Source organism: Sphingomonas sp. R-74633 (genome assembly GCF_013416555.1).
Taxonomy (GTDB): domain Bacteria; phylum Pseudomonadota; class Alphaproteobacteria; order Sphingomonadales; family Sphingomonadaceae; genus Sphingomonas.
Map to the genome: position 1 here is coordinate 420,601 of NZ_JACCFG010000002.1, position 17,886 is coordinate 438,486.

General features: G+C 65.6%; 15 protein-coding genes. 8 read left to right on the forward strand and 7 right to left on the reverse strand.

Annotation, left to right across the window (positions count from 1 at the left end; all coding sequences use genetic code 11):
- The first annotated feature begins 273 nt into the window (after positions 1–273).
- The 6 genes from HZY97_RS08170 to HZY97_RS08195 all read left to right on the forward strand — a co-directional run bounded on the left by HZY97_RS08170 (position 274) and on the right by HZY97_RS08195 (position 7,578).
- Positions 274–3,681 (forward strand): response regulator, encoded by a 3,408-nt coding sequence (locus HZY97_RS08170; RefSeq protein WP_180143164.1) that lies wholly within the window; start codon positions 274–276, stop codon positions 3,679–3,681.
- On the forward strand, positions 3,666–4,517 hold the full coding sequence (locus HZY97_RS08175; protein WP_373684332.1) for a protein-glutamate O-methyltransferase CheR: 852 nt from the start codon (positions 3,666–3,668) through the stop codon (positions 4,515–4,517). The genes HZY97_RS08170 and HZY97_RS08175 overlap by 16 nt, the downstream gene beginning before the upstream one ends.
- Complete coding sequence (locus HZY97_RS08180) at positions 4,514–5,086, forward strand: chemotaxis protein CheB (RefSeq protein ID WP_180142422.1); 573 nt, start codon at positions 4,514–4,516, stop codon at positions 5,084–5,086. The genes HZY97_RS08175 and HZY97_RS08180 overlap by 4 nt, the downstream gene beginning before the upstream one ends.
- Positions 5,083–6,252: a hybrid sensor histidine kinase/response regulator gene (locus tag HZY97_RS08185; RefSeq protein WP_180142425.1), complete on the forward strand. Its 1,170-nt coding sequence runs from the start codon at positions 5,083–5,085 to the stop codon at positions 6,250–6,252. Before HZY97_RS08180 ends, HZY97_RS08185 begins: the two co-directional genes overlap by 4 nt.
- A gap of 15 nt (positions 6,253–6,267) precedes the next feature.
- Positions 6,268–7,059, forward strand: a complete 792-nt coding sequence (locus HZY97_RS08190) for an HAD-IIB family hydrolase (protein ID WP_180142427.1) — start codon at positions 6,268–6,270, stop codon at positions 7,057–7,059.
- A gap of 327 nt (positions 7,060–7,386) precedes the next feature.
- A complete protein-coding gene (locus tag HZY97_RS08195; protein WP_180142429.1) occupies positions 7,387–7,578 on the forward strand; it encodes a hypothetical protein in 192 nt (63 codons plus the stop codon).
- Between the two features lie 217 nt (positions 7,579–7,795).
- Here the strand turns inward: HZY97_RS08195 and HZY97_RS08200 are convergent, their stop codons facing one another.
- Together HZY97_RS08200 and HZY97_RS08205 are read right to left on the reverse strand one after the other, a co-directional pair.
- Entirely contained in the window at positions 7,796–9,250 is a 1,455-nt protein-coding gene (locus HZY97_RS08200; RefSeq protein WP_218942969.1) for a sulfatase-like hydrolase/transferase, read from the reverse strand.
- Between the two features lie 90 nt (positions 9,251–9,340).
- Entirely contained in the window at positions 9,341–12,100 is a 2,760-nt protein-coding gene (locus HZY97_RS08205; protein WP_180142431.1) for a TonB-dependent receptor, read from the reverse strand.
- Between the two features lie 375 nt (positions 12,101–12,475).
- Between HZY97_RS08205 and HZY97_RS08210 the strand changes: the two genes are divergently transcribed.
- Positions 12,476–14,047: an alkaline phosphatase gene (locus HZY97_RS08210; protein ID WP_180142433.1), complete on the forward strand. Its 1,572-nt coding sequence runs from the start codon at positions 12,476–12,478 to the stop codon at positions 14,045–14,047.
- A gap of 121 nt (positions 14,048–14,168) precedes the next feature.
- Here the strand turns inward: HZY97_RS08210 and HZY97_RS08215 are convergent, their stop codons facing one another.
- From HZY97_RS08215 to HZY97_RS08235, 5 genes are all read right to left on the reverse strand, one after another.
- Positions 14,169–14,942, reverse strand: coding sequence for a DNA-binding domain-containing protein (locus HZY97_RS08215; protein WP_180142434.1), 774 nt, complete (start codon positions 14,940–14,942; stop codon positions 14,169–14,171).
- On the reverse strand, positions 14,939–15,769 hold the full coding sequence (locus tag HZY97_RS08220; RefSeq protein ID WP_180142436.1) for a DUF692 domain-containing protein: 831 nt from the start codon (positions 15,767–15,769) through the stop codon (positions 14,939–14,941). The genes HZY97_RS08215 and HZY97_RS08220 overlap by 4 nt, the downstream gene beginning before the upstream one ends.
- A gap of 64 nt (positions 15,770–15,833) precedes the next feature.
- Positions 15,834–16,106, reverse strand: a complete 273-nt coding sequence (locus HZY97_RS08225; RefSeq protein WP_180142438.1) for a hypothetical protein — start codon at positions 16,104–16,106, stop codon at positions 15,834–15,836.
- Between the two features lie 83 nt (positions 16,107–16,189).
- Positions 16,190–16,831, reverse strand: a complete 642-nt coding sequence (locus HZY97_RS08230) for a DUF1109 domain-containing protein (RefSeq protein ID WP_180142440.1) — start codon at positions 16,829–16,831, stop codon at positions 16,190–16,192.
- On the reverse strand, positions 16,828–17,367 hold the full coding sequence (locus HZY97_RS08235; RefSeq protein ID WP_180142442.1) for a sigma-70 family RNA polymerase sigma factor: 540 nt from the start codon (positions 17,365–17,367) through the stop codon (positions 16,828–16,830). Before HZY97_RS08235 ends, HZY97_RS08230 begins: the two co-directional genes overlap by 4 nt.
- Before the next feature lie 212 nt (positions 17,368–17,579).
- Here HZY97_RS08235 and HZY97_RS08240 point away from each other — a divergent pair, with 212 nt between their 5' ends.
- Positions 17,580–17,852, forward strand: a complete 273-nt coding sequence (locus HZY97_RS08240; protein WP_180142444.1) for a DUF2282 domain-containing protein — start codon at positions 17,580–17,582, stop codon at positions 17,850–17,852.
- Positions 17,853–17,886 lie beyond the last annotated feature (34 nt).

A 17,886-nucleotide genomic window follows, 5' to 3' on the forward strand; every position in this document is an offset into this window, starting at 1 on the left:
TGACTGCCCTCCCAGACTACCACGATCCGCGCAAAGGATCGCCGCGGTCGCCACCAAGCCCCGCCGCCCCCTCGGAGCGATCCGCCTGACCCACGGCACCGGAACGATTGGCCTGCGGAGCGATTGCTCGCGCATTTGCCCACAAAGGTGAATGTGCCGATAGGCTTTGATTTGGCTGGGGAAATCGCGGATAGCCTGCGACCGGCCAACGCAGAGAGGGGATCGATGACGCAAGCTTCCGACCGCGAGTTCGCGGCCGCGCCTCGATCGGGCATGAACATCGGCACTGGGCTTGGGCTTTTGCTGGTCGTCCTGTTCTTCCTCGTCACCGGAGCGGTGGCCAACCGCAACATCACGGTGCTGCGCGACGACGATGCCAGGATCCGCCATTCGCACGACGTGATCGCCGGCCTCGATGATCTCCTCTCGACCGTGCAGGACGCCGAAACCGGGCAGCGCGGCTATCTGCTGACCGGCAGGGACCAGTATCTCGCGCCCTATAATGAGGCGGTGGCCCAAATCACCGGCAAGCTCGACACGATCGCCTCGCTGACCCGCGACAACATGACGCAGCAGGCCCGGATGGATCCGCTTCGGCGCCATGTGAACGCCAAGCTCGCCGAGCTCAAACAGACCATCGACATCAGGCGCAGCTCCGGCGAGGCGGCGGCACTCGCGATCGTCAACAGCGATCGCGGCAAGGTGGAAATGGACGCGGTCCGCGCCCAGCTCGATCTCATGCAGGCGGAAGAGGCCCGGTTGCGCCAGGAGCGGCTGGCTGAAATGGCGGACGCCTATCAGGCCGCCTGGGTGACCGGTCTCATCGCGGCCGCGGTCGGGATCGCGCTGACCGTGATCATCGGCGAGCTGCTGCGGCGCGCGACAAAGGCACGCGAACGCCAGCGGTGGCTGGAGACCGGCCAGGGCCGCCTGTCCGCCGCGATGCTAGGCGACCAGACCGCCGACGAACTGGGCGAGAACATCCTCGGCTTCCTGAGCGGGTTCCTCGGCGCGAATGGTGGCGCGCTCTTCGCCAGCGACGGCGCCTTCTATCGCCGGATCGCTACGCTGGGCGTACCGGCGGACGCCGACATTGCCGCAGGCTTCGCCCTCAAGGAAGGCCTGCTTGGTCAGGTTGCAGTGCAGCGCGAAGCCACGCTGCTCTCCGACATTCCCGACGGCTATCTCACCATCGGCTCCGCATTGGGCCGGGACAAGCCGCGGCACCTGGTGATCGCGCCGGCAATCGCCGATGACCTGACCCAGGGCGTCCTCGAACTGGGCTTCCTGCAGCCGGTCGGCGCAGATGTGCTCACGTTTCTCGAACTGGCCGCGGAATCGATCGGAGTCGCGCTGCGCTCGGCGCAGATGCGCACCGAACTCCAGAACCTGCTCGAGGAAACCCAGCGCCAGTCCGACGAACTGCAGGTCCAGACCGAGGAGCTTCGCGTCTCGAACGAGGAGCTCGAGGAACAGGGCAATGCGCTCAAGGAGCAGCAGGCCCGGCTCGAACAGCAGCAGGTCGAGCTCGAACAGACCAATGCGCAGCTCGAGGAACAAGCCCAGCAGCTGGAAGTGCAGCGCGACGACCTGACTCGTTCCAATTCGGCTGTCGAGCTGAAGGCGCGCGAGCTGGAACAGGCCAGCCGCTACAAGTCCGATTTCCTCGCCAACATGTCGCACGAGCTGCGCACGCCGCTCAATTCGCTGCTCATTCTCTCCAAGCTGCTCGGTGACAATCCGAAGGGGAATCTGACTGCGGAGCAGGTCAAATATGCGACGACGATCCAGTCCTCGGGCAACGACCTGCTCCAGCTGATCAACGACATCCTGGATCTTTCCAAGATCGAGGCCGGGCATGTGCAGATCCGCTCCGAAAGCGTGGCACTGGACAGCCTTGCCGCGGACATGCGCCAGGTCTTCATGCCGATCGCCGGCGAGCGCGGCCTCGACTTCGATATCCGCATCGCCGGCGATTGCCCCGCGGCGATCGACACCGACCGGCAGCGCCTCGAGCAGATCCTCAAGAACCTGCTCTCCAACGCCTTCAAATTCACCGAGCAAGGCAGCGTCGCCCTCGAGATCGACCTGAGCAGCAAGGATCAGATCGCGCTCAGCGTCGCGGATACCGGCATCGGCATCGCCGAGGATCAGCAGCGCGAGATTTTCGAGGCCTTCCGCCAGGCCGATGGCACGATCAGCCGCCGATATGGCGGGACCGGTCTTGGCCTTTCGATCTCGCGCGAGCTTGCCCGGCTGCTCGGCGGCGCCATCACGCTGACCAGCACCGCCGGCAAGGGCAGCCGCTTCACCCTCACCATCCCGACCGCCTATGACCCGGCACTGGTCGCGGAGCGCGACGAGCCCTTGTCCGGACCGGCCCCCTCGCCGCTTGCTGCGACCCCCGCGCTCGCGGCAAGAGACGAGAAGCCTGCAAAACCGACCCGTCGCCAGCGCAGGGTCGAAGACGACCGCGACAAGCTCGGCACCGGCGAGCGCATCCTGCTCGTGGTCGAGGACGACGGCAATTTCGCCGCCATCGTGCGCGACCTTGCCCATGAGATGGGTTTCCAGTGCCTCGTCGCGGGTACCGCGGAGGAAGCGCTCGAGCTGGCGCGGCGCTACAAACCGAGCGCAGTCGTGCTTGATGTCGGGCTTCCCGACCAGTCCGGCCTTGCCGTGCTGGACAGCCTGAAGCGCGACGTCGAGACCAGGCACATCCCGGTCCATGTCGTCTCGGCCGCCGATCACAGCAAGACCGCCTTGTCTCTGGGTGCGATCGGCTATCTGGTCAAGCCGGTGAAACGCGAAGACCTGGCCGGCGTGCTCGAAGGGCTTGCCGCCAAGCTCTCGAGCAGTGCGCGCAAAGTGCTGATCGTCGAGGACGATCCCGTTCAGCGAGACGCCGTCGCCAAATTGCTGAGCTCGGGCGATGTCGAGACGATCAGTGTCGGCACCGCAGCAGAATGTCTGGAACGGCTCAAGACAGAGACGTTCGACTGCATGGTGCTGGACCTCAGCCTGCCCGACGCTTCGGGCTTCGCGCTGCTCGAGACGCTGCATGCCGACCAGGCGCACGGCTTCCCGCCGGTCATCGTCTATACCGGTCATGACCTGTCCCCGGCGGACGAGCAGCAGCTCCGGCGCTATTCGGACTCGATCATCATCAAGGGTGCACGCTCGCCCGAGCGCCTGCTCGACGAAGTGACGCTGTTCCTGCACCAGGTCGTGACCGAGCTGCCGCCCGAGCAGCAGCAGATGATCCAGACCGCACGCAACCGCGATGCGATCCTCGAAGGGCGCCGCATCCTCATCGTCGAGGACGATGTGCGCAACGTCTATTCGCTGACCAACATCCTGGAGCCGCACGGCGTGACGATCGAAATCGCCCGCAACGGCCAGGAAGCGATCGACACGCTGGAGAAATCGAGCACCGATAGCAGTTCCACCATCGATCTGGTGCTGATGGACGTGATGATGCCGGTAATGGACGGACTGACTGCTACCCGCGCAATCCGCAAGGATGCGCGCTGGAAGCGGCTGCCGATCATCACCCTCACCGCAAAGGCTATGCCGGACGATCAGGAACGCTGCATCGAAGCCGGTGCCAGCGACTACATGGCCAAGCCCCTGGATGTGGACAAGCTGCTCTCGCTCGTCCGTGTCTGGATGCCGCGCTGAGGATCCCGCCCTTGTCCGATGCGATCGAGGATATCGAGATCCGGCTGCTGCTCGAGGCCCTGCACCAGCGCTATCACTATGACTTTCGCAATTACGCCCAGGCTTCGATCCGGCGGCGGCTGAAACAGGCGCGCCAGCAGCTCGGCTTGCCGAGCTTCTCGGCGATGCAGGAGGCCTTGCTCCACAATGAGGCCATGCTGCCGCGCCTGCTCGGCTATCTGACGGTGCAGGTCAGCGACATGTTCCGCGATCCCTCCTATTTCCAGGCGATCCGCGAGAAGGTGATCCCGCACCTCAGGACCTATCCTTCGCTCAAGATCTGGATCGCAGGCTGCAGCGGCGGCGAGGAACTCTATTCCTTCGTCATCCTGTTCCGCGAGGAAGGGCTCGAGGACCGCACGATCTTCTACGCGACCGACATCAGCCAGGATGCGCTCGAGACGGCTTCGCGGGGCATCTATTCGCTCGACCGGATCAAGGGCTTCACGGAGAATCACCGCCTGTCCGGCGGCAAGTCCTCGCTCTCGGACTATTACACGACCGGCTATGGCGGGGCGGTGTTCGACAAGAGCCTGCGGGACCGCGTGGTGTTCTCCGACCATAGCCTGGTCACCGACGCCGTCTTTTCCGAGATGCACCTCATCTCGTGCCGCAACGTGCTCATCTATTTCAATCGCGAGCTGCAGGACCGGGCGGTGGGCCTGTTTCGCGAGTCCCTGGTGCGCGGCGGCTATCTCGGGCTCGGCTCGAAGGAGAATCTGCGCTTCTCGGCCCATGCCGAGGGCTTCACCGACTTCGTCCGCGCCGAGAAGATCTATCAGAGGCGCGAAGGATGAGCGCCGCGCCCCGCGCAGTGGTGATCGGCGCATCGGCCGGCGCGATCCAGGCGCTGTCGCTGATCCTGCCCGAGCTGCCCGCCGACTTCCCGCTGCCCGTGCTGGTCGTCGTCCATGTGCCCGCCGACCGGAGCAACATCCTGGCGCCGCTTTTCGAGCCGAAGTGCCGGATGGCTGTCCGTGAAGCCGAGGACAAGGAGCCGGCGCTGCCCGGCGTCATCTATTTCGCGCCGCCCGACTACCACCTTCTCGTCGAGACCGACGGATGCCTGTCGCTCTCCACCGACGAACCGGTGCTGCACTCGCGCCCCTCGATCGACGTATTGTTCGAGAGCGCGGCGGATGCGTTCGGCGATGCGCTTGTGGGCGTCATCCTCACCGGCGCCAATGCAGATGGCGCACAGGGACTTCGCGCGATTTGCGATGCCGGAGGCACCGCGCTCGTCGAAGAGCCCGAGACCGCCTATGCCGATACCATGCCGCTCGCGGCAATCGCGGCCTGCCCCGCGGCGCGTGTCCTCACGCTCGAGGCGATCGCGGAATATCTCACGAAAGACCTCGCAGCATGAACAGCCCGTCGGTTAAGTTCCTTCTCGTCGACGACCTTCAGGAAAACCTCCTGTCGCTGGAGGCTCTGCTCGGCCGCGACGACTTGGATATCCTCAAGGCGCGCTCGGGCGACGAGGCGCTGGAACTGTTGCTCCAGCACGATGTGGCGCTCGCCCTGCTCGATGTGCAGATGCCAGGGATGGACGGTTTCGAGCTGGCCGAGTTCATGCGCGGCAATGAGCGTACCCGGCATATCCCCATCATCTTCGTGACGGCAGGCACCACCGACGCGCAGCGCCGCTTTCGCGGCTATGAGGCGGGCGCAGTCGACTTCATCCAGAAGCCGATCGAAGCCGACATCCTGCGCAGCAAGGCGGAAGTCTTCTTCGACCTGCATCGCCAGCGCCAGATCGTCGCGGCCCAGCGCGATGCCCTGGAGACGGCAACCCAGGCGCTCAAGGAAGCCGATCGGCGCAAGGATGTGTTCATCGCCATCCTCGCACATGAACTGCGCAATCCGGTCGCCGCGCTCCATGCCGGCATGCACCTTCTCCAGAAGCGCGCCGACACCGATCAGGCGCCCTTTATCCGCGAGCGGATGGAACGCCAGCTCGCACATCTGCGTCGCCTCGTGGACGATTTGCTCGACGTCTCCCGGATTGCAGAAGGCAAGATCTCGCTGAAGAAGGAGCGGATCGATCTCGCGACCGTCCTGCGCTCCGCGATCGAGGCGAGCCAGGCCAATATCGATGCGGCAGGCCATGCCTTCACCACCGACATCCAGGAAGAGCCGGTGTCCCTGGTCGTGGATCATACGCGCGTCGCGCAGATCATTGCCAATCTCCTCAACAACGCTGCGCGCTACACGCCGCCGGGCGGCGCCATTCACCTTCGTGCGCGCAGCATCGACCAGGAAGTCGAGATCGAAGTGCGCGACAATGGCGTGGGTATTCCGCAGGAGATGCAGGCACGCATCTTCCAGATCTTCGCCCAGGTCGAAGGCCAGCAGGACAAGGCTACCGGCGGGCTCGGCATCGGTCTGGCGCTGGTGCGCCAGCTGGTGGGATTGCACCAGGGGACGATCGAAGTCGCCAGCGAAGGCGCCGGCAAGGGCAGCAGCTTTACCGTGCGCATTCCGTTGTCGAGCACCGAAATACAGGCGGGCGAAGCCCTGCCAACGGGCTGAGGTCCGGCCGATCCAATGAAGCGGCTGGTCGCCTTCGACCTCGATGGCACACTTGCCGAGAGCAAGCAGTCCATCGCGCCCGACATGGCGGCCGCGCTGGCCAAGTTGCTCCAGGTCGCCGATGTCGCAGTAATCTCGGGCGCCGGCTGGCCCCAATATGAGCGACAGATAGTCGAAAAGCTCGAACCCGGCGCACGTCTCGGCGGCTTGTGGCTGATGCCCACCACCGGCACCAAGCTCTACCGCTTCGACGACGGCTGGCACCAAATCTATGCCGACAATTTCAGTGATGCCGACAAGGCGAAGATCCGCGCTGCCTTTGACCAGGCCCTGGCCGATACCAGCACCGCACTCCCCACCACGCAGATTTGGGGCGAGCGCCTCGAGGACCGCGGCAGCCAATTCACCTTTTCCGCCCTCGGCCAACAGGCCCCCCTCGAAGCCAAGGAAAAGTGGGACCCAGACCGCACCAAGCGCGCAGCGCTCCAGGCCCAACTCCAGCACCTGCTGCCCGATCTTTCGATCCGCCTAGGCGGCACCACTTCGATCGACGTGACCCGCCCGGGCACTGACAAGGCCCATGCCCTGCGCCGCCTCTCGCAAGAGAGCCACATCCCCATCCACGAGATGATCTTCATAGGCGACGCCCTCTATGCCGGCGGCAACGATGCCCCCGCCAAGGGCACTGGCATCGATACCATCCAGGTCCGAGACCCCGCCGAGACCCTCACCGCCATCGCCGCGATCGTCGCCTGCCTCACGACCATACGCGCCCATCAGGCCCAGGTGCCCCGGCCAATCCAATAATCCCTCATTGCCAATAGCTTGCGCGCATTGAATCCAACGACGCGCACACCCACATCCCAGCTATCGTTCAACAACGGAAAGGAGGTGGTCGGATGTCTCATTGTCACACGCCGCGCGCGGCAGATTCTCTGAGCACGACCTCCACCGCGGGGGTCCGGCTCGTCTGAGCTGTCCGCGTCGGATGACAATGGAAGGGCCGCACCGAAAGGGCGGCCCTTCGCATATCATTCCCGCCTCACCAGGCCAAAACGCGTTCCTGTCCGCTATCCACCGGCAATTATGCACTTTCGCGCTTCGCCCGCGTTGTAGCTCCGAACGGAGCATCAGATGACAGACCGCAAGATCGTCGCGATAGGCTTGCTCACCCAGGCCGATCTTGAGCGGCTGGGGAATTCGTTCCGCGATGCCATCCCGATCAACGATGACCATATCTTCGCCGACCTGCTCGACCGCCTGGACCAGATCGAGGTCGAACCCCTGGGCCGGGGCATCGTGCTCATGCCGCCGGTGAAAGCCTGAACGCGAACGCAAGCGATCAAAAATCGAGAGCCCGAGACCTAGCCCAACTTCCTTCGAGATTGGGAAGGGCTGGCAACGCGTTTGCAGCACGATCTCAAGGAACGCGGGGCCAATGGTCCCGTACGACGGTGCCGGCGACGTTGACTGTGGCCGGCACCATTTTCCAATCACATCGGCGAGATTCTCCCGATGCAAGCCGCGCGCCCCGCGAATGGCCTCACTTCGGCAGCGACGCCATCCAGGCCTTGAGCTGGGCGAGCAGGCGGTCGCGCATTGCCGGCTGGCTTGTGGCCAGATCGGTCGTCTCGCCGGGGTCCTTCACCACATCGTACAGCTGCGGATTGGTGCCGCCTGGTCCGGCGAGCAGCTTCCAGTCGCCATCGCGGATCGCGAAGGGCGGCGCAGTGTCCTTCGCCTGGGCCGGGCTCGGCGGCTGCTTCGCGGCGCCCGCCTTGCCATAGGCCCAGAATAGCGGCGTGCGGCTGGTGACAGGCGTGCCCGCCAGCACCGGCGAGAGATCCACGCCCACGCTGCCCGCGGGTGCCTTGCGGCCGAGAATGGCGGCAAGCGTGGGCAATAGATCGACACCCTGCCCCACCGTGGTCTCGTCGCGCGTGCCGGGCTTCATATGGCCGCGCCAGTACATAATCAGCGGCTGGCGGATGCCGCCTTCGTAGAGGCTGAACTTGCGGCCGCGCAGCATCCCCGAACTGCCGGGCGCCGTCGCGCCCTTCTGGTAGTAGCGCTGGAGCGAGGACGGGCCGTTATCGGCGGTAACGATGACCAGCGTATTCTCGAGCTGGCCCATCTGATCGAGCCGATCGAACAGCCGCCCGAGCGTCTTGTCCATCTTGACCAGGCTGGCGAGGAAGCGGTCGTCATCCGAGCTTTCGCCCTTGCCCATCACTTCGCTGAGTGAATCATCGTCGGGCGCCCAGGGATCGTGGACGTCGTTGAGCCACATGTTGACGAACCACGGCTTGTCCGAATGCTGCGCGACGAAATCGACCACCATGTCGGCGTACAGGCCGGTGAGCTTGGTTTTGATCTCCCAGAAACGCGCGCCGTTGCCCAGCTTGTCCGACTGCTTGGCGAGGTCGCGTTCCTCGTCGGAGACCAGCACGCGGGGGCCCAACCCCTCGAACGTGGTGAAGCTCTGGTCGAAACCATAGGCGGTCGGGCGCGGTGCGTCGCCGATGTCGCGGCCGCCGCCCAGATGCCATTTGCCGATATGCGCCGTAGCGTAGCCGGCATCCTTGAACAGCGCGGCGATGTTGGGGGTCTTGGGATCGAGCCAGTCGACCTGGCCGAGCGCGGCATTGTCGGCGCGCGACGCCGTGATGCCGACAAAGCCGACCGTCGCGGGATAGCGTCCGGTCAGGAAGCCGGCGCGCGACGAGGAGCAGATCGGCGCAGCATCGTAGAATTTCGTCATCAGCACGCCTTCGCGCGCCAGTCGGTCGAGATTGGGCGTCTGCACCTTCTTGTCGCCCATTACCGACAGATCGCCAAAGCCCATGTCGTCGACCAGGACGAACAGGACATTGGGGCGCTGCGCGTCCCGCGCAGGCGCAGGCGCCGCACGATCCTGGGGCTTGGGAGTCGACTGGGCCAGCACCGGCGAGGCGGTGCCAAGCAGACCGACCAGCAACGCCGCCGACATGATGCGCATTTTGCGGTTGGAGATCACTGCAATCCTCTCTCTTCCTTGTGTCCGAGGCGCTGCGCGGCGGCGGATCCGGTCCCGCCGCCGCGCAACCCGTTACAGGCGGACGCGAACCCCGACCGAATAGGTCGTCTCGTCGTACATGCCCTCGAAGGTCAGGAACGACTGGCCCAGATAGTCGCGGGTCTTGGCATGCAGCACGTTCGTGCCGCCAACGTCGATGCGGATCGCCTGGGTGATGTCGTAACCGATGTTGAAATCGAGACGGCCCGCCGGGCGAACATAGCTAAGCAGCGTGTTGTTGCCGACCGGGCGCACCGAGATCGATCCGGTCTGGTCACTGTCGAAATATTTCGAGCGATAGGTATACACCAGCCGACCGCTGATCCCGTACTTCTCGTAGAGCAGCCCGGTGGTGTAATTATACTTCGACACGCCCTGAAGCGGATTGCCCGCCAGCGGATCATTGCCCTCGATCTCCGAGTCAGCGAGCGTGAACGCCACCTGCGCGCCCAGACCCGAGAGCGGCCCCGGCAGGAAATCGAAGAAATACTGGCCGCTGACTTCGACGCCCTTCAGGCTCGCCGCGCCCAGGTTGCGCGGGCGAGTGACGTTATAGTCGATGCCGCCGATATTCTCGAGCTTCGCGCCGTTGAGTACGCGATCCTTGATCTTGCGGTAATAGCCCGCGACCGCGACGTAGCCGCCCTTGAAATAATATTCGAGCGTGGCGTCGTAGCTGTCGGACTTCTGCTCCTTGAGGTCCGGATTGCCCGCGCTGCCGCTGTTCTGCACGAACGGGTTGTTCGACAGCGCCGTGGTGACCGCGGGGTTGAGATCGCCGAATTCGGGGCGGCGGATCGACTTGGCATAGCCCAGGCGCGCCTGGATGCCGTTGTCGAACTTGAGCCGCGCCGTGACCGTCGGCAGGAAATCCGTATCGGTGGTGCTGGCCGACACCGGGCGATAAGTGGTGACGCCGCCGGTGGTGCTCGCGACGAAGGTGGTGATGTCGCGGTCCGTGCGGGTCAGGCGTGCACCGACGATGCCGTCGATCGCAGCGCTGTCGCCGAGCGGGATCTTGTAGTTGAGCTCGGCGAACGAGGCGATCGTCTTCTCGCTCGCGTTGAACTGGCGATCCTTCTGGAAGCCCGGCCGGCCCTTGGGCAGGCCGACATAGGTGCGCAGCGCATCCTGCCCGGCATCCGACAGCAGGAAATCGGGATTGGGGACGTAGAAGGCAGTGCCGCCATTGATGCCAGGCGCAGGCGAGCCCAGCGCCAGGAAGTCGGCAGGCAGACCCGAGGCCGAGACCAGCACGGCCTTCGCCTCGGTCGCAGTGCCGATATTGCCGCCGGGCACCGCGGTGTTGAGCTGGAGCTGGTAGCTGTTGGCGGCGCGCCGGGCATAACGCGCGCCCATCTTCAGGTTCGACAGGATTCCGCCGAGTTCGACTTCGCCGTCCAGCTTGGCCGCGAAGAGATTGCCCTCGGTCAGGCCGAATTGCTGCTGGAAGCTGTTGCGCATCGACAGGCCGGCCGAGCTCAGCAGCGCGCCACCCGGCACGGTCATCTGCGCGATGCCGTCCACGTCCGGCGTTAGCGTCAGGCTGGTCAGGCGCTGGCCGACGTCCTGGATGATCAGCGTGCGATCGTTGCGCGAGGTCTGGTACGAAACGTCGAGGTTCGCCTTGACGCCTTCCTGCTCCACCTTGAACCCGCCGGCGATCGACTTGTTGACCGCAGTGATGTCACGCGCCTGGGTCGTCTGGTTGGAGACGATGTTGTTGAAGGTCGCGCTCTTCAGATAGCAGAGGTGCTGTGGCACCGGCGCCGGCGTGGCGGTGTTGTTCTGCCCCGTCGCGGTGACATAGGCATCGAAGCAGTTGGTGCTCGCCGTGACGTTGCTGATCGTGGTGCCGGTGGTGAATGGCTGGATGTTCGCGCCGTAGTGCGCGCCGATATCGTGCGAGCGCGTGTAGAGCCCGTCGACATAGGCCTCGACATTCGGGCTGATCTGCCACTGGAACGCGGCATTGACTTGGGTACGCTCGAGCTTCCCCTCCTCGGGGAAGTTCTGGATGATGTTGGGGATCAGCAGGCCCGGCGTGCTGAGCGGGGTCGCCGCCGAGCTGCGGATGCCGCTCAGGATCGTCTGGTCGCGCTCATAGTCGTTACGCGACCAGGTGGCGTTCACCAGCAGGCCGATCTCGCCGATGCCGGTATCCCAGCGATCGGTCGCCAGGCCGCCGAACTGCGGACTGAGCTTGTCGGCACGCTTGCCGTAATTGCCGCGTGCCGACAGCACGACGGTGGGATTCTTGAAGTTGAACGGCTTGTTGAGCTGCATGTCGATCACACCGGCCAGACCGCCTTCGATCAGGTCCGGGCTCTGCGACTTGTAGACATCGACGCGCGCCAGCGCCTCGGCAGGCAGGTCGCCCAGGTCGAACTTGCGGCCCGTGGTGCTGAACACCTCGCGGCCGTTGATCGTGGTGAGCACGTCGGGCAAGCCGCGGACGCGGACATCACCGAGCTCGTTGTTGCGGTTGAACGACACCTGGATGCCGGGGACGCGCTGCAGCGCGGCGGCCGTGGTGGGATCGGGCAGCTTGCCGATATCCTGCGCCACGATCGAGTCGACCACCTGAACGGCGTTCTGCTTGATTTCCGCGGCACGGGTGAGCGACGAGCGGATGCCGGTGACGACAATCTCGGGGCTCGTACTTTCCTGCGCGGAAGCGGCCGCATCGGGCGTGGGAGTATTTTGTGGCTCCGCCGTCTGCGCCTGCGCAACGTTCGTTACCGCGAGTGCAAGCAGTGAAGCCGCACACGTAAGTCCAGTCCGAGTGAACATATTCCCCTCCCTTGTAGCTGCATCCTGTCGCCGGTCTTTCGCCGATCGATCCGAAAGCGCTGTCCAGAGGGCGGCGCGCTCCGCGAGGAGGTAGCGTCGCCCGCAATCATAAGGTCCGGTCAGTCGCCCCGGCGCGTGGCCCGAACGCTGACGCGATAAATATGATTTGTTATGTATATTTTACACCGTATCGGTGTGGCAAGCCGATGAAGCCCGAAAAATGCAATAATTATAAGATATATAATTCTTGCAATTCCGCCGACTTTGGCTTGGCTGCGCAAAGCACGGAGTGCGACTCGATTTGGTCAGGCATGTGTCAGGGGACGCGCGCCTTGATCGAGACGAGTGGTCCTATCGCTAGCGGCGGAGACTGAAATGGCCAAGACGATCGACCTAACCCGCCGCGCCTTTGCGGCCGGTGCGATGATCGGCACTGCGGCGCTGATCGGCACCCGCGCGGCGCGCGCTACGTTCGGCGGGGTCGATCCGTTCACGCTCGGCGTCGCCTCGGGCGACCCGACGAGCGAGGGCGTGGTGTTGTGGACACGCCTCGCCCCCTCCCCGCTCGATCCGGCGGGCGGAATGCCGCCGCACCGCGTGCCCGTCCGCTGGGAGATCAGCCCCGACGCGCAGTTCAAGGCCGTGCGGAGCGGCACGGCGATCGCCGATCCTGCCTGGGGCCATTCGGTGCATGTCGAGGTGCAGGGCCTGGCGCCCGGCCGCCCCTATTTCTACCGGTTCATCGCCGGCGGCATCACCAGCCCGGTCGGGCGCACGCGTACCGCGCCGGCGCGCGGCGTGATGCCCGACAAGCTGCGGATCGCCTTCAGCGCCTGCCAGCATTACGAGGCCGGCTATTACGCCGCCCATCACCACATCGCCGCGGAAGAGCCCGATCTCGTGCTGTTCCTCGGCGACTATATCTATGAGGGCAATCCGGGCACCAAGGGCGTCCGCCAGCACCGCAATCCCGAGCCGATCGACCTCGACGGCTATCGCGCGCGCTACGCCACCTACAAGCTCGATCCGATGCTGCAGGCCTCGCACCATGTCGCGCCCTGGGTGACGACCTGGGACGATCACGAGGTGCAGGACAATTATGCCGGCGACCGCGACAAGCATAATGGCGACCAGGCCGCGTTCCTCTTGCGCCGCGCCGCGGCCTACAAGGCCTATTACGAGCATATGCCGCTGCGCGCCGCCCAGCGCCCGAACGGGGCGTCGATGCGGCTGTACCGCACGATCGACTGGGGCGGCCTCGCGCAGTTCCAGGTGATCGATGATCGCCAATATCGCGACGCCCCGCCCTGCCAGCTGCCGGGCACAATCGAGAACCACCTCGATTTCGCAGGCCAGCGCCCCGATTGCGCCGAGCGCTACGATCCCCGCCGCACCATGCTCGGCCACGCCCAGGAAGCCTGGCTGGACGCAGCGCTGGGCCACACGACAGCGCGCTGGAACGTGCTGACCCAGCAGACGCTGATGAAACAGGAGCTGCGCATCCCGCCCAACCACCCCGAAGCGGGCCCCTCGGTCTACAACACCGACGGCTGGGACGGTTTCGCCGCCGCACGGGACCGCGTGACGCGGCGCTGGCGCGATGCAAAGACCCCCAATCCGCTGGTGGTGAGCGGCGATATCCATGCCTTCGTCGCCGGGGACCATCTCGATCCTGACGATCCCAGCCGCGTCGTCGCATCGGAATGGATCGGCGGATCGATCTCCTCGGGCGCCATTGACGGGATGCTCAAACAGTCGCTCGCCGCCAACCCGAAGTTCCACTTCGGCGAGAACCAGGTCCGCGGCTACAGCCGGATGGACCTGAGCGCCACGCAGTGCGAGGTCACCTTCCGCGCGCTGATCGACGTTCGCGATCCGCAGTCGGAGGTTCGTGACCTGGCGAAGTTCCTGGTGGAAGACGGCCGGCGGGGCATGAAGGTCGTCTGATCCTCCGATGGCCGCGCTCGGTCGCCGGAGATGCTCGCATAACGCTTCCATGCCTGGCAATGCGGGGATCGTCGCGCACAATCACGCCCCTAACAGCCAGGTTGGTTATTCTCGATTCGCTTCATCGCTCGGCGGCGATGTCGGCCGAGTGGTCCGCGGAAATGATCAGCCCATCGGCGAGCCATTGGCCGAGCATCTCGCCGGCGCGCGCGATGCCGGCCTCCTCGCCAAGCGCCTCGGCCAGCGCGGCGCATAGTTCCGCGAACGGCATGCCCGCCCGAGCCCAGAGCACCGCCTGGCGTTCGAGTTGGTCGACCACACGGAAGCGCGGCGCCTCCCCGTCACGCCAGGCCAGGATCGCGCCCGCTTCGGGCAATGAGGCGACTGCGGGCGGCTCCGCGCCCTCCAGCGCCGACCAGATCGCTGGCGCATTGGTAGTCAGGTCGGCGAGGTCCAGCGAGGGGGAGAAGCCCAGCACGGCACGATCCCAGTCCACCGCACCGAGATCCGCGCCGGAAAGCGCCGCTGCGTCGGGCGCAACAAAGGCCTCCGCGAGCGCGAGGTCGATCCAGGCAAGCTCGGCGACCTCCGGATCGGCGGGATAGAGCAGCGCCAGCGTCGCGGGAAAATCGCGCGGATAGGCGTCGAGCGTCCAGCTGCTCGGAGGCACGCGTGCGACATGGGCAATCACGGCCTGGTGGAATGCATCCCCGCCGATCCAGTCACGGGTCCGGGCGAAGCTCTCCTCGATACAGGCGACGAGTTGCGCGCGGAAATTATTCTGATGGATGCGCAAGCCTGGCGCGACATCGTCGCCGCCGAGCCGATCCGCCGCCAGCGGATCCTCCCGGATCAGCCAGATGCGCATCTCGCGCTGCAGCTCGAGCAGGCTCATGCCGCCGCCCGCATGCCATCGGCCGCAATGCGCCGGGCGGTGTCGAGCTCGGCGAGCAGCTCATGCAGCGGTGGGATGGCATCGTCGCGTTCGATCATCGTCGCGACAGCGCCGAGCCGCGGCAGCACATGCGCGTAGAGCTTCCACACCGGATCCGGCACCGGCTGATCATGGGTATCGATCAGCAATTCGCTGCCCTGACTGTGCCCGGCGAGATGGACCTGGCGCACCCGTGCATGCGGTATGCCGTCCAGATAGGCGAGCGGATCGAAGCCGTGATTGCTCGCGCTGACGAACACATTGTTGACGTCGAGCAGCAGGCCGCAGCCGGTGCGCGCGCAAAGCTGGTCGAGAAACTCCCATTCGGTCATGTCGGCCGGCGCGAAGTCGATATAGGTCGAAGGGTTCTCGATCAGCATCTCGCGCCCCAGCGCATCCTGCGCGCGCGCGATGTTGCCCGCCACCACGTCGAGCGCTTCGTCGGTGTAGGGCAGCGGCAGCAGGTCGTGCGAATTGAAGCCCTCAATCCGCGACCAGCTCAGGTGATCGGAGACGAACAGCGGCTCGACCTCATCGACCAGCGCACGCAGCCGGGCGAGATAGGCGCCGTCCAGCCCGTCGGCCGAGCCTAGCGACATCGAGACGCCGTGCAGCGCCACCGGATAGCGCTCGCGCACCTCGCGCAGGATGCGGCGCGGGCGGCCGCCCTCGACCATGAAATTCTCGGAGATCAGCTCGACGAAATCGACCGCGACCCGAGTCTCGAGGAACTCGGCATAATGCGGCTTGCGCAGGCCCAGGCCGAAACCGGCAAAGGGAGCGATCATCGGAATGCCTTTCGAGGTGAAGGGAAAGCCGGCCCGGCGCTGGGGACGCCGGGCCGGCGCGCGCTCACTTGGGCGCGGTCAGGCTGCCGCCGGCGGTCTTGCACGCCTTGGCGGTGACAGCCTTGAAGCCCTGGCCCTTGCAGTCGTTCTGGCCCTTGCAGTCGTTCTTCGCCGTCTTGCAGTCCGAGGTGCCCTTGCAGGTATTGATGCCATAGCAATGGACGACCTGGGCGGCGCCGGCGCCGGACTTGGCAATCGCGGCGGTCGGTGCGGCGGCGGTGATGGCGATAACGGCAGCGGAGGCGGCGAGGCTGACGCCGGTGCGGACGATGGTCATGGGGGTGCTCCAGAAAAGGGTTCAGCCGGATTGGCATTCCATATTCGGCGCAGTCCGCCGTACGGTTACAGGCCCGTGCGAAATTACCAACGCAGCAGGCGGGGTCCAAGCAACGCGCCGAGCGACGCGGCGAGCAGGATGCCCAGCGAATACCAGGTCAGTACGAAGATCGCCGACACTTCGGGGCAATGGATGCAATAGACCGTCGCTGCGAAGGCACCCGCCGCCAGCCCCGCTGCCGCGCCTGCCGCGCGCAGGCGTGTCGGTGCCAGGCGGCGGAAGGACCAGAGCAGCCCGATGAAGATCGGCATCGCCAGCGCCAGCACCAGCCAGGGGCAGATCATCCAGCTATGTCCGAGCCACATGGCGAGCCACTTGCCCGGCGGCGTGCGCGCCAGTTCGAGCGCGCCAAGGCCCGCGAGCAAGGTCACGGGAATTGCCAGCAACCAGGTCCAGCGCAGCCTCTGGCTGTCCGGCCGCGCGAGCTGGGCGATCATCACCACTGCGGCGATCGCCAGCGAGAAAGTATAGCTCCATTTCACCCAGAAGGCGGTGCCGCGCATCGCCAGACCAAGGTCGGGGCGGATGCCGAGCACCAGCGCTACCAGCCCGGCCGAGACCAGCCCGCCAAGCGCCAGCCCGATGGCGAGCCGCCAGCCCACCGCGCGCCGCCGCACCGGCGGGACGTCCCGCGAGAGCTGCGCGATCAGGTCGTCGGTGTTCATCGCGCACCTCCCTGGATGCGCGCCACCAGCGCCTTAAGGCCGCGATGCACCGAAACCTTCACATCGGATTCGCCGATGCCGCCGGCCCGGGCGGCCTCGGCGACACTCAGCCCATCGAGCCGGGTCGCACGGATCATCCGGGCCTGTTTGGGCGGAAGCGCCGCGAGCATCTCCTCGATGTCGAGCCGCGCCAGCAGCGCGGGCTCCGGATCCTCGGCGAGCAGCATTTCCTCCATGGCTTCGATGGGTTGCAGGCGGCGGATACGGCGAAAATGGTCCACCATCTTGTAGCGCGCGATCGCGAACAGCCACGCGGTGAAGACGCGTTCGCGGTCATAGGTGGCGCGGCGGTCATGCACTGCGATCAGCGTTTCCTGCACTAGGTCCTCGATATCGTCGGCGGAGCCATTGGCGCGGCGCCGGTAAAAGCCATGCAGCACGGGCACGAGCAGGCGCAGTAATGCCGCATGCGCCGCGGCGTCGCCGCCCAGCCCATCGATCATCAATCCGCGCAGCACGTCCTCGTCCGCTCGCATTCCTCCTCCTTGCAGAACCATTCGGCGTAGCCGGGCTGAAGGTTACACCGCGCCGCAAAATTTTTTCGTGGTGAATGTGTAACGCGCGCGCCGCCGACGACGAATTGGCAGATGTGACCGGGTTCTCCCGCCTCCTCCCCGATCACCGCGCGGCCCGGCACCCCCTGACCAGGGCCGCGCGCCGGAGGCATGGTTCATGAAGGACAGACATCATGCGTTCGACCAACGCCACGCTCGCCGCCACCCTCGCCATCGCCGTCGCGGGCGCCGCGCTTGCGCCCACCGCCTCCGCCCAGCCCGCCATGGAGAAATGCTATGGCGTCTCGCTGGCCGGCAAGAATGACTGCAAGGCCGGCGCCGGCACCAGCTGTGCCGGCACTTCCAAAGTGAATTACCAGGGCAATGCCTGGAAGCTGGTCAAGGCCGGCACCTGCACCGCGATCAAGACGCCCAAGGGCAATGGCTCGCTGACCCCCAAGGCCTGACCGCGCGCGGCCGGCCGCCATGCGCGACCGGCCG